The organism is Paenibacillus sp. LS1, assembly GCF_026013365.1.
Classification (GTDB): domain Bacteria; phylum Bacillota; class Bacilli; order Paenibacillales; family Paenibacillaceae; genus Paenibacillus.
Window position 1 is genome coordinate 21136 of sequence record NZ_JAPDOE010000017.1, and the last position, 13271, is coordinate 34406.

A 13271-nucleotide genomic window follows, 5' to 3' on the forward strand; every position below is an offset into this window, starting at 1 on the left:
TTGCTTGTAGCCCAAAAAGAAATTATAATGGTATCAGTCAAAATTCAGCAATACCCGAACTCGTTTTTTATTTCATCTCAAATACAAAGGAGAGCTAGCATGACCAGAAAGACGAAGAGAACCATCTGGATTTCTCTTGCCGCCTTCGTGTTAATAGTCGGAGGAGCAGCGGCATACTATTTCGGTTCTATTCTCAATCAGTTGGACGGTTTGGCAAAGGACGGTGACGATTCACCCTTCGCAGGTATCGAAAATGTGGAGAAAGTAAATACTCCTGACCCACCAAAATGGGAAGGCACGGAAACGGTAAATATTCTCGTTATGGGTGTCGATGCACGTGGATTGAAGAAAGGTGAAGTTCCCCGCTCCGACAGCATGATGGTCGTATCGCTTGACCCCCTTACCAAAAAAATTAATCTGTTCTCCATTCTGCGCGACACATACGTCGATATTGACGGGTATGGCAAAGAGCGGATCAACACAGCCATCACCCATGGCCCTAACGCAGCGATGCAAGCTGCCGGTGACCTGCTTGGCATTCCTGTACAGTATTATGTGTATACGGATTTCCAAGGATTCATCAAATTGGTGGATGCCGTTGGCGGTGTCGATTTTGATGTGGAGAAAGACATGCACTATACAAGTAAAGCAGACAATAACGAATACGATATTGATCTCAAAAAAGGGTATCAGCATCTGGACGGCGAGACAGCGCTCATGTACGTTCGTTTCCGTCATGATGCGATGTCGGATTTCGCTCGTTCCGAACGTCAGCGTGAGTTGCTGAAAGCTGTAACAGCGAAAATGCAGTCAACAACTACCATTGCCAAACTGCCTGCCATTCTGGAACAGGTTAATCCTTACGTAGATACGAATCTGACACTCTCCGACATGTGGAAACTTGGTGGCCTCGGATACCAGAGCAGCATGAACGGCAGTGAGCAGATTCCGCCAATGAACTTGCTGAAAGAAGAACGTACAGCAGGTGGTGCGCAAGTATTGACGGTTACGAATGAAGAGAAATTGAAGCAGCATATTCAGGATATTATTCACCCGCCTGCTACAACGGATGATAGTACGACCAGCACCGAAGATAAAACAGCCAGTGGTGACGATCAAAAGTCAGAGCAACCGGCTCAGTAATGTACACATGCAGAGGGCAGCCATTACGCTGCCCTCTCGTTGTGCCCGGCTATAGCTTTATGAGAAAATCATCATATCTTTCTGTAGCTTGTACCTTTATTATATTTTGAATGACGAAAGGAAGTTATCCTATGAATACATCACGTTCCCGTTCCGAACTTCTATACGCAGAAGCACTTGAACATATTGTTGGGGGTGTTAACAGCCCTTCACGCTCGTTCAAAGCCGTTGGTGGCGGTGCACCTGTATTTATGAAAAAAGCCAAAGGGGCCCACTTCTGGGATGTTGATGACAACCGTTATATTGATTATCTCGCCGCTTATGGTCCGATTGTTACAGGACATGCTCACCCTCATATTACACAGGCGATTACGGAAGCTGCTGCAAATGGCGTGCTATATGGTACCCCGACTGAACTTGAGATCAAGCTCGCCAAAATGCTGAAGGAAGCTATTCCTTCCATGGATAAAGTTCGTTTTGTAAACTCCGGTACGGAAGCAGTTATGACCACGATTCGGGTCGCTCGTGCCTACACCAAACGCAACAAAATCGTAAAATTCGCCGGGTGTTACCACGGTCACTCCGATCTGGTGCTTGTAGCTGCCGGTTCGGGCCCGTCTACGCTCGGAATTCCTGACAGTGCGGGAGTTCCGGCCAGTATTGCACAAGAAGTCATTACAGTGCCTTACAATGATCTGGATGGCCTGAAAGATGCTTTGGAGCGTTGGGGTGACGATGTTGCTGCGGTCATGGTTGAGCCGATCGTTGGTAACTTCGGTATGGTTATGCCTGAGCCTGGCTTCCTAGAAGGTCTCTGTGCCATGACAAGAGCTAACGGCTCACTGGTTATCTATGACGAGGTCATTACGGCTTTCCGTTTCCATTACGGTTCTACACAGACGTATGCCGGACTCGATAATCATGCAGAGATTGAACCGGATCTGACGGCTCTTGGTAAAATTATTGGTGGCGGCCTGCCAATCGGTGCTTACGGCGGACGCAAACACGTTATGGAGCAAGTTGCTCCGCTCGGCCCTGCTTATCAGGCGGGAACGATGGCTGGTAACCCTGCATCCATCTCGGCTGGTATCGCATGTCTGGAGGTCCTGCAAGGCGCGGGTGTATATGAAGAGATGGAACGTCTTGCTATCGACCTGACAGCAGGCCTGCAAGCTTCTGCTGACCGTCATGGCATTGCACTAACGATTAACCGGATTCGTGGTGCATTCTCCACCCACTTCTGTGACCATCCGGTTACGAACTACGATCATGCTCAAGACACGGATGGAGAACTGTTTGCTTCCTTCTTCCGTCACATGCTGAACCGTGGCATTAACCTGGCTCCATCCAAATACGAAGCTTGGTTCCTGACCACTGCTCATACAGACGAGGATGTTCAAGCTACATTGGAAGCCGCAGAAGCTTCTTTCAAGGCGATGGCTCAGGAATAGATCGGATTAATTTCATTCATATTTAGCGTATAGGCATTATGATCGAAATTCATGGAAAAGGCGTCCAACAAGTGATCAACTTGTGTGGACGCCTTTTGATGTTTATGGACAACACTCCGATGACAGAGCAGCCTTCCAGCTGAACATTCCGTTTCTTCAGGTTATTTCTGCCTGATCTGAAGTTTCAAAATCTCCTCCCGGATCTTCTGCAGCCCTTCTTCAATTCGCTGCTTCGGCACATTAGAGATGTTCAATCGCAGCATTTGATCCTGATGTACCTGATATGTTCCCTCCGGATAATACCGTTCTGTCGTATCAACGATGACTCCGCGCTTTTGGAGCCGGGACATCAGAACACGAAGCGGCATATCACCCGCCAAAGGCAATACCGTGTGCTCTGCTCCTGTACGAGGGGCGTCCTTAAATGGAGCAAAGTCTGGATATGAGTCCAGTTGCTCATGCACCGTGTGCATCCGGGCAGCATAGCGATTACGAATCACTTTCCTGTGATGAGCAAACATTCCACTGTGGACATAGATTTCCAAAGCCGCTTGAGACAGAACAGAGGTATCGATATCGAGCATTTTTTTGTAAGCACCAAAAGACTGGATTAGAGGTGAGGGCAGAACAGCTACACCAATACGCAGGCCTGGAAACAAAATTTTGGAGTAACTCTTCAGATAGATGACCCGACCTTCCGTATCATAGGACCAGAGCGGGTCCTGTTTCGTATTGTCCTCCAGATCGGCCAGATAATCGTCCTCAACCAGATAGACATCGTACCTCTGTGCAAGCCGGATCAGTCTCTTTTTTTCAGCAACCGTTAACGATATGCCTATCGGATTGTGAAAGCGCGGCATGACATAGAAAAACTTAATATCTCCCTCAGCAAACTGACGTTCAAGCGATTCCCAGTCCAGCCCACTCAAGGCTCGTCTCACACCGGCAATTGGCACATTCAATCCACTCAGTAGGGAGGGCATATTGTGATAAGTCGGTAGTTCCAGCAGTACTTTTCTCTTTCCATTGGGAAAGGGCATCAACGCAAGTACAGCTAGTGCCTGTTGCACACCTGATGTGATAAAGAACTGCTCTGTTCTCGCAAACACCTGATAATCCGCAAACTGCTTCTGCAACAGCATGATAAGCGAAGGTAATCCCTGATCCGTGCCATACATAAATAACTCTGCCTGTTTCTTCTCCATCGCCTGATCCACACAATGACGAAAGTCTGAATAAGGGAACACCCTTGGATCGGGAGCAGCTGAAGCAAAGTCCAACGCTCCCTGCCAGTCCATGTCCTGAGCACCTGTCCCATTCTGTACGGCATAATAACCGGATTGAGGTATGGCATACACCAAATGCCGCTGTTCCAGCCACTCATATGCACGAATAGCCGTGCTTACACTGCATTGATATTGTTCTGCTACAACTCGAACGGCTGGCAGTCGAATGCCTTTATCTGCCCACTGGCGGCGATCCTGCTGCTGCATCTGTTCCTGAATCCATTGCTTTAACGCTTCGGCAATCACTTCGTATTTTCTCAATGCACCCATCCCTCTCCAACAACTGTACCGATACAGTTCAACCTTTTATCTATTGTAGCACGAAGTACCCGGCAGTATATTGAATAAGGCCAGCAGCACACGCCTACGAACCTGATATGTATTAGGACAATCGTAAGATATACACACTATATAACTACTGCATCGGAGGAACATTCATGAACACAGCACGCACTCGGGGATACGCTTATATCGCAGCTGTATTGTACGCGGCTATTATAGGTCTATCTTTTTTATTTGTTAAAATGACTGTCACTGTTGCACATCCCATTGATGTGCTTGCACACCGATTCGCCCTGTCGCTGATCGTTGTCAGCATTCCTGTCATTTTTGGTTGGATTAAAATCCGACTTAGCCTTCGTGATCTGTGGCGAATCATTCCACTGGGACTGTTATCTCCCGTCTTATTTTTTGCCTTTCAAGCCTTTGGGCTCGTATCTTCCAACTCATCGGAAGCCGGTATTATTCAGGCCATGGCCCCTGTATTCACACTCGTTCTCGCTTCAGTTTTCCTGAAGGAACGCACATCCACCACGCAGAAGCTGTTCCTGCTGCTGTCTGTTGCTGGGGTTGTTTTTATTCTCATGATGCGAGGAAGTGTCATGTCAGTGGGTAACCTGAAGGGTATTGCATTATTGCTGCTATCCACAGTCTGTTTTGCAGGTTATGGCGTGCTTGCGAGACCGTTAGCCCAGAAGTATAAACCGATGGAATTAACATGGGTCACACTGATGGTTGGCTGTATTGTATTTAACGCCGCTTCCCTGATCCGGCATGCGTCCAGCGGTTCCATGATGGACTACCTCAAACCACTCGGGGATGCATCCTATCTCGGTGCACTCGCTTATCTGGCGATCCTCTCCACCATGATCACCACACTGCTCGCGAGCTATGCCCTGACCCATCTGGAAGCTTCCCAAATGAGTGTATTCAGCAATCTGTCCACACTCATCTCCATCGTAGGGGGTGCATGGATACTGCATGAACCTGTTAGTGGCTATCACTTTATCGGAGCATTATTGATCATCGCCGGTGTGCTTGGTACCAATATGAGCGGCAGGAAACATAGGCTGGTCAGTGGGATCAAAGCGTAATCCTTTGTGGAAAGATTTGCTTTGTTTCGTTATTTCTACTAACAGTATGAGAAGACTTGATCACGTTAACACTGCTGAGAACAGACCATAAGGGAGAGCGAGGTTCCCCTCAGCATGAAACCAACTAAACCTTCATTTTTGCAAGCTCTAATGCTCATTATGCTAACCGTGGGCCTGATCAGTCACGTGTTGATTATCCCTGCCCTGCTGGCTGCGGCCAAGCGGGATGCATGGATATCGATTCTGGTGTCTGCAGGTCCTTTTCTGCTGTTCACCCTCATGCTTGCTTATGTCTCCCGACACCTTCAGCACCAAACGCTAAATAATTGGCTGACCACACATCTGGGCAAACCAATCGGAATGCTGTTCCGCATTGGCAACAGCCTCTTCTTTTTATCTGTCATCTATTTCACCTTGTTTGATACAACCACATGGGCCAAAACAAATTATTTGCCTGACACGCCAGTCATTGCGACAAGTATAGCCTTGATGGCGGTATGTGGATATACCGCCTATAAAGGCATGCGATCACTGGCCTTCACAGCAGGATTGCTGTTGCCTGTCGTTGTACTGCTTGGCTTTTATGTCGCAATTGTAAATATACAGTACAAGGACTACAGCCGATTGTTGCCTGTGCTTGAACATGGATGGACACCCGTTTTTGAAGGTACACTCTATAGTCTGGCCGGGATGTTCGAACTGCTGTTCATCTGGTTTATTCAGCCTCATCTGAGCTCTCGTATTCGATTATGGCAGTACCTGCTACTTGCATTCATCATGATTGGATTAACACTGGGTCCATTAATTGGGGCGATTGTTGAATTTGATCCGTTTGAAGCAGCCAAGATGCGTTATCCGGCTTATGAGGAGTGGAGAATTGCTTCCTTGGGCAAATACATTGCCCAGACTGACTTTTTTTCCATCTACCAGTGGCTAGCAGGCTCTTTTACACGGATTTCCCTCGCCATGTATATTGTGGTTGAGATTTGGAATATTAAAACCGCCATTAGAAGACAAGCTGCCTGCGGGGCACTAACAGTCTTGTTCATTATGATGATGTTATATCCTATGGATGATATTACTTTTGAATTAATGCTGGTACATTATATTTTCCCGTTGAATGTGTTATATCTGGGCAGCCTTGGCGTCATCGCAACGGTTGTTGCCTGGTTCAGTTCGCGCTCTCAGAGGAGGAAACATCATGGAGCACACACGGATTAACCTAGAGTCCCATGAAGCACTGCTTATCTCACTACAGCAGATGTTCCAGCCTTGTGCCGACGTTGTTGTCCAATCCTACTCCGTTGGTAATCATCATCCGATTGTGCCTGTTATCATGTTATATTGTGAAGGTTTGACCGACATTCAGCAGATTAACAAGTTCATTGTACCTCGTCTTGAACAAAATGAAATAAACGTCAATATTCCCTTACCTGCAGAACTGAGGCTCGTATTGAATCCAATTCAGGATATTACAAATATACCTGATATCAATCAACTCTTGTTCAGTGGACAGCTCATACTGCTCTTCGGTAAAGGTGACCCCGCCTACAGCATGGATATCGCTTCAATCCCGGGCCGTTCTCCGGAAGAATCGGCGATTGAAACCTCCGTGAAGGGACCACGTGACGGGTTCACCGAAGAACTCAGTACCAATATCGCACTGATCCGCAAACGAATGAAGACAGACTCGATGTGTTACGAAAAGTTTGTGAAAGGAAAACGATCACAAACGTCTATTGCGTTATTGTACATTGATGACATCATTAACCCTGACATTCTGAGCGAAGCCCGTAAAAATCTGGATCAGATCGACATTGATGGCGTGATCGGAACGTCTCTTATGGAGAGAAGTATCATGGGTGAAATGAAAAGTATTTTTCCGCTTACGGACAGCACAGAACGTCCGGATTATGTGGTAGATTCTCTGCTTAACGGGCGCTTTGCCGTCTTGTTTGATGGATCTCCGATCGCTACAATCGCACCCACCACCTTATTTAACCAACTCAAGTCACCGGAGGATGAAAGTACCCCTTTCTTTATCGTCACCTTTGAACGGATTCTGCGCATTGCCGGATTGCTGATTGCCTGTTTTTTTCCGGCCTTCTTTATTGGTTTAACCAGCTTCAATGTGGAACAGATTCCACTACCTCTCTTGGCAACCATCGCAGGCACTCGCATCGGTCTGCCCATGCCGGTTACACTGGAAGCTTTTCTGATGATCTTCATGTTCGAACTGTTTAACGAAGCGGGACGCAGGCTCCCCAGGGCTTTAGGTCAGACAGTCAGCGTTGTTGGAGGGCTAATTATCGGGGACGCTGCCATCCGCGCAGGCATTACATCTCCGACCATTATTGTGACTGTTGCGATCTCCGTGATCTCCAGCTATATCCTGGTGAACTCCGTTCTAAGCGGCGTTACCTCCCAGATTCGAATCTATATGCTTCTGGCCTCTTCCGTTCTCGGATTATACGGGTTCATGATCGGGCTATTTGCGCTAATTGTGCATCTGGTTTCTCTGGAATGTTATGGTGTGTCCTATCTGTCGCCCGTGTCCCCATTTATTCGGGGAGATTTCTCCCATTCAGTTTCCATGTTGCCTTCCACACGTCGCAAAAAACGGCCAGCGTCCCTTCATACGGAGGACTCCACTCGAAGAGGAGGAGACTCATGAAGTGCTTTCTACCGGTAATATGTTGGAGCAAAAAAATTGGACTCCCTCTGATCGCCTGTACGCTGACCTTTCTATTGTCAGGATGTTGGGATTCGAAGGAAGTGCAAAGTATCAACTTTATCACGGCATTGGGCATTGATTATGTGAAGGACCACTATGTGGCCTATGCGCAAATGATTGATTTTTCGAGCATTGCCAAACAGGAAGGGCCCACGCCTAGGGAAGAAAGTGACATCTGGATCGGCCAGGGTGAAGGCACAACCATAAATATGGCGGTAAATGACTTGTATCGCAGCTCGCAGCAGCAGACCTTGTGGACACATGTGAAAGCGATCGTATTAACCCAAAATGCAATGGATGGACATCTACAAGATATCTTCGACACCCTCCTGCATTCCGGCCAGCTTCGTTACACCCCTTGGATCTATGGGACAGAAGACGATATGAAGGATCTGCTCTCTTCCTCCGCTCTCCTGAATCAGTCGGCACAGACCATTGAATTGTTTGAGCCCATGAAGCTGTACAGGCAATATTCTGCGTTCGAACCCATTCGGTTGCATCAGTTGCTGGATGGATTTCGCGAGCCTGCCTCGACGATTCTTGTCCCATCGGTTACCAATATTAATCGGACATGGACCTATCAGGATAAGAAGCCTTCACTTGTTCAGATGAATGGATTCTATGTCATCACCAGTGGGCAAAATCAAGGGAAAGTAGATGCCGAGAAGGCCACTGGAGCAAGGTACGTTAACTATGACAAAGTCTATCAGTATCCTCTATACGTTCATCAGGATAATGAAAAGGTACCCTGTCTGTCTCTTATGCTTCGCAACCCACGCACGATCATGCGAGCCAGGAAGGACGGGAATGGAGTACGGTTTGACCTGACTACGACTGTAAAGGGCACTATCATTGAAGATCATGGTAAACCACGGCCTGTCCGTACAATGGAACAAGAAGCGGAGCGGCAAATACAGAGCGAGATTCGCAGTACCTTTCAACAAACACAATCCATGAAAATCGACACCTATGGTCTGGTCGAACACTTGTATCGATACAACTATAAGTTATGGGGTGACCATGCCAACAACCGCGATAACCCACTAGAACAGTTCAAGCTCGGAACCGTGGACGTTCAAGTGAACATCCTTAATGCGAATACCTACAAATACAATCCATCCTCAGAAAAGTAAAGACGGCTCCGTTGCCCTTATCACTCAGGGCTGGAACCGTCTATTTGCATTCTTATTAGCTACTGTCATCTATGCGATGGGAAAAGCAATTACGCTCATTAACGCCAATTCAGGCTGGGTCGTATCCAGACGACTGTACTGCACAATGACCGGAACGTTACTGGATACCGTTATTGCATAAGGTACGCCTGCTGGAATATGTTGACCATCGCTGTGTAGCGATGCTGTACGAATATGCTTCGTTCTTCGACCGGGCACTGTAGCCACAATCTCTTCCAAGGGTTCTCGATCTTCAAAGAAAATCGTGATCTGCAGCTCCGCATCCACTGTGCCCGTATTGAGTACACAGATGCTCTCATGACTCTCCAGTGTGCCGCTGCTCTCCGGCGGGATGTAGCCATCGGGGATGACCCAATAGGTATGGCCTTTCGCCTTGTGCTCTCCGATGAAATCGGAAGCATCTTTTTGGTTTGGTTCAAGTGTCATAAGGTGCTCCTTTCGTCATGCAATAATTAGATTAAAAACGTGGGGGTGCTCGCGGGGCAGTCGCTTCGGCGGGCAGATCGGGCTGTGGACCGCTGTTGGCTCGGGATTTCTATTCATTCCCCCATAGCAGGGGAAATCCCGCTCCAAAGGCGGACGCTTCGCTCCCTCTACCCGATTCCGCCCTCCTCCGCTGCTACGCTCGCCTGTTTTTTAAAAGATTATTGCCTTCGCTCTTTCGCTGGGCAACTTTGCTGGCTCGTTACTTCGTTTAACTGGCTACATCTTTTAAGACCTTCTAAACCCTGAATAACTCGCGGTGCAGACGCTTCTGCGGGCGGATCGGGCTGCGGGCCGCTGTTGGCTCGGGATTTCTATTCAATTCCCCCTCAGCAGGGGAAATCCCGCTCCAAAGGCGGACGCTTCGCTCCCTCTACCCGATTCCGCCCTCCTCCGCTGCTACGCTCGCCTGTTTTTTAAAAAATCATTGCCGCCGCTACTCGCTGGGCAACTTTGTTTCGCTCGTCACTTTGTTTAACTTGCTTAATAATTAAGGACATGAGCTTACCGCAGATACATCTGCAACGGTTGTAATTGCAACTCACGGATGGCTTCTGCCACTTGCTGGGCAAGGCGGCGGGCGCCGCGTTCCTGAAAGTGTGTGTTATCCTCCACGCCTGACGGGAAGGCCACATATTCTCCTGGCAGCCCCCACATAAAGTCTTCCTTACTGCCTTCCACGCCCGCCTGCTCGAACAGAAGACGGCTGCGCTCCGCCAGATCGATCAGCGGAACATCTTCCTCTTCCGCCAGCTCACGCACGGCGATAATGTAATCGCCGTGCGTATCGGTCAATATACCGTCGTCCGCGAAATAGCGCCGATGCACTGGGGTCACGAGCACTGGACGAGCCTTGGCTTCGCGGGCAGCATCGATATACTTTTTCAAATATTCCTTATATGTTATGAATGGGTCGGTCCCACGTTCAGGGTCCGGCTTCTCATCGTTATGTCCAAATTGAATAAACAAAAAATCTTCCGGCTTGATTCGCTCCATAATGGCGCTGAGTCTGCCTTCATTGATAAAACTGCGGGAACTGCGGCCTGACTGGGCGTGATTATCCACTGCCACATCATGTTTGAACTGCGCAGGCAACAGCTGGCCCCAACCACAATACGGATATCCACTTTCCGGTTGATCTGTTACGGTTGAATCCCCGGCAAGAAATACAGTCATGGTCTGATTCGCAAGAGTAATCTCCAAAGCATTAATTCTCGGTGCAGGACCGGAAAATGACAGACGAAGTCTGCCGCCGCGAACAACGACCGAGAATCTCACCTCTGCAAATTGCCCGGGAAGTGTACGAATGGTTGGCAGTACAAGCCTTCCTTCACCCGCTTTCACGTGGGTCACTGTCTCAGCCAATTGATCACCTGCAACAAGTAAAACTTGATAGGTTCCATCGGGAACATCCACGATGAAAGATGCTTTGAGTGGAATACAGAAGCTTGAACGCAATCGGGCAGACATGGTTGTCTGCCCCGAATTGGTATGATGTTGTCTCGTGGAATTCGGCTCATCGTCATCTCCGATGCGTTGTTTCTCATACACCAGAGAACCTGCTTCGAATCCGTATCCTCCACGTTCCTCATATGCGGTTGTTGCAGTTACTTTAAGATAATCCCCTGTCTCATCTGCTCTTCCCGAGTCCGGTCCAAAGTTAAACTTCCAGCTGGTCACGGACACTGCCTGGCCCTCTGCCGCTGCCTCCATGGCAACGGCCTGACTACCCTGAGCTTTATTCAAAAGCGATAACCTCCTTGGTTAACTTTCGTAAACGTTCATTCGGGCGAAGATATGATACAGTGAATCCTGCTTATCCTTTCAATCCACTGGTGCTCATCCCTTGAACAATTTGTTTCTGGAAGATGAAGAACACCGCTACAACCGGAACCAGACTGACGATGGACATGGCGAACATCGCGCCCCAGTTGGAAGCTGATTCGCTATCCAGGAACATTTTCAATGCCATCGACACGGTGTATTTATCAGGCGAGTTCAGGTACAATACCGGACCGAGCAGATCCTCCCATCTCCAGTAGAAGGAGAAGATCGCTGCTGTTGCCAGAGAAGACTTGATCAGTGGCATAATAATCTGAATGTACAATCTGAACTTGTTACATCCGTCGATGGTTGCAGCCTCATCCAACTCCTTCGGAATCGTTCGAATGAACTGTACCATCAGGAAGATGAAGAACGGCATTCCGAAGAATGTAGGGACAACGATTGGCAGAATGGTATTTAACCAGCCCAGCTTCGTAAAGATAATGTATTGAGGGACTAATACCACGTCATGTGGCAACATTAGTGTTAACATCATCAAGGAGAACCAGAATGTGCGTCCCTTGAAGTTAAGTCTGGCAAAACCGAAAGCGATCAGCGATGATGATATCACGGCACCAATGGTAGAAATAACCACGATAACAAGTGAATTGGTGATGTAATCCATGAACGGTCTTCCCGCGGTTCCTTTCCAACCATCCACATAGTTACTCCAGATCCACTCGGTAGGGAACAGGGTATCCGCAGTGACGAAGATTGTACGGCTTTCCTTGAATGAACTGAAGAGCATCCAAAGTACGGGATACAACATCAGGAGGGCAAGCGCTGCAACGAACAGGTGATAAATGGGCCATTTTACATTTCTCCAAACCATCGTTACTTCCCTCCTTCAGATTCATAGAACACCCAGTACTTGGATGTTAAGAATACTGCTACTGTAAGTCCACCAATCATAAGAAGCATGATCCAGGCCATGGCCGAAGCATAACCCATGTTGTTAAACATAAATGCCTGACGGAACAGATACAGAGAGTACAGCATGGTACCATCCATTGGACCGCCTTCTCCTTTGGAGATAATGTAGGCTGGTACGAACGTCATGAATGCACCAATCGTTTGCATAATCATATTGAATAGAACGATCGGGCTAAGGAGCGGCAAGGTAATGCTGAAAAATTTTCGAACAGGATTCGCACCATCTACACCTGCTGCCTCGTACATCTCCGTGGGGATATTCTTGAGACCAGCCAGGAAGATCAGCATGGACGAACCGAACTGCCACACAGACAGTGAGATAAGCATAACCAGGGACGCATTCGGGTCACCAAACCAGCTGATAGGCCCGATCCCAATTGCCGTTAAAGCACTGTTGATAACACCCTCATTACTGAAGAGGTTACGCCACATAATGGATACGGCCACACTACCACCGATAATGGATGGAAGGTAATACAGTGTCCGGTACGTTCCAATCATACGAGAGCCAGTGTTCAGGACCATCGCTACGAAGAGGGCAAAGATCAACCTTAACGGCACCCCTATGAATACATACAGAAACGTGACTTTGACCGAATTCCAGTATTTTGGGTCATCAAAAAACATTTTAGTGTAGTTATCGAGCCCAATCCACCGCGGAGAAGTGAACAAGTTATAACTCGTGAACGACATGTACAGGGAAACAAACATGGGGATGAGCGTAAAGCCCAGGAAGCCAATTATAAACGGGCTTATAAACGCATATCCGGTTAAGTTTCTACGTAGCGATGAATACTGCCTCAATGGAACGTACCTCCTTCATGGATCAGCCTGCTGCCTCAATCCTTGCT

The 13271-nt window shown here is 48.0% G+C and carries 11 protein-coding genes; 6 read left to right on the forward strand and 5 right to left on the reverse strand.

The window, feature by feature from the left end:
• Nucleotides 1–99: 99 nt before the first annotated feature.
• Together OM416_RS29410 and OM416_RS29415 are read left to right on the forward strand one after the other, a co-directional pair.
• Entirely contained in the window at nt 100–1143 is a 1044-nt protein-coding gene (locus OM416_RS29410) for an LCP family protein (protein WP_076333834.1), read from the forward strand.
• A 131-nt stretch (nt 1144–1274) separates the two neighbouring features.
• Nucleotides 1275–2594, forward strand: a complete 1320-nt coding sequence (locus OM416_RS29415; RefSeq protein WP_264935457.1) for a glutamate-1-semialdehyde 2,1-aminomutase — start codon at nt 1275–1277, stop codon at nt 2592–2594.
• A 161-nt stretch (nt 2595–2755) separates the two neighbouring features.
• On the opposite strand, the gene OM416_RS29420 is transcribed toward OM416_RS29415, so the two are convergent.
• On the reverse strand, nt 2756–4150 hold the full coding sequence (locus OM416_RS29420; protein ID WP_264935459.1) for a PLP-dependent aminotransferase family protein: 1395 nt from the start codon (nt 4148–4150) through the stop codon (nt 2756–2758).
• Nucleotides 4151–4317: 167 nt separating this feature from the next.
• Between OM416_RS29420 and OM416_RS29425 the strand changes: the two genes are divergently transcribed.
• From OM416_RS29425 to OM416_RS29440, 4 genes are all read left to right on the forward strand, one after another.
• The gene (locus OM416_RS29425; RefSeq protein WP_264935462.1) at nt 4318–5253 is read left to right on the forward strand and encodes a DMT family transporter; all 936 of its coding nucleotides are present in this window, start codon (nt 4318–4320) and stop codon (nt 5251–5253) included.
• Between the two features lie 114 nt (nt 5254–5367).
• Entirely contained in the window at nt 5368–6474 is a 1107-nt protein-coding gene (locus OM416_RS29430; RefSeq protein ID WP_264935463.1) for a GerAB/ArcD/ProY family transporter, read from the forward strand.
• Nucleotides 6455–7927: a spore germination protein gene (locus OM416_RS29435; protein ID WP_264935464.1), complete on the forward strand. Its 1473-nt coding sequence runs from the start codon at nt 6455–6457 to the stop codon at nt 7925–7927. The genes OM416_RS29430 and OM416_RS29435 overlap by 20 nt, the downstream gene beginning before the upstream one ends.
• A complete protein-coding gene (locus OM416_RS29440) occupies nt 7924–9120 on the forward strand; it encodes a Ger(x)C family spore germination protein (protein WP_264935466.1) in 1197 nt (398 codons plus the stop codon). The genes OM416_RS29435 and OM416_RS29440 overlap by 4 nt, the downstream gene beginning before the upstream one ends.
• A 69-nt stretch (nt 9121–9189) precedes the next feature.
• Here OM416_RS29440 and OM416_RS29445 read toward each other — a convergent pair whose 3' ends face one another.
• The 4 genes from OM416_RS29445 to OM416_RS29460 all read right to left on the reverse strand — a co-directional run bounded on the left by OM416_RS29445 (nt 9190) and on the right by OM416_RS29460 (nt 13224).
• The gene (locus OM416_RS29445; RefSeq protein ID WP_264935468.1) at nt 9190–9606 is read right to left on the reverse strand and encodes a sensory rhodopsin transducer; all 417 of its coding nucleotides are present in this window, start codon (nt 9604–9606) and stop codon (nt 9190–9192) included.
• A gap of 561 nt (nt 9607–10167) precedes the next feature.
• Nucleotides 10168–11376, reverse strand: a complete 1209-nt coding sequence (locus OM416_RS29450) for a rhamnogalacturonan acetylesterase (RefSeq protein ID WP_413775843.1) — start codon at nt 11374–11376, stop codon at nt 10168–10170.
• Nucleotides 11377–11479: 103 nt separating this feature from the next.
• Entirely contained in the window at nt 11480–12319 is an 840-nt protein-coding gene (locus OM416_RS29455; protein ID WP_076333843.1) for a carbohydrate ABC transporter permease, read from the reverse strand.
• Nucleotides 12320–12321: 2 nt separating this feature from the next.
• Nucleotides 12322–13224 carry a carbohydrate ABC transporter permease gene (locus tag OM416_RS29460; protein WP_264935472.1) on the reverse strand — a complete coding sequence of 301 codons (903 nt, stop codon included), beginning with the start codon at nt 13222–13224 and terminating at the stop codon, nt 12322–12324.
• Nucleotides 13225–13271 lie beyond the last annotated feature (47 nt).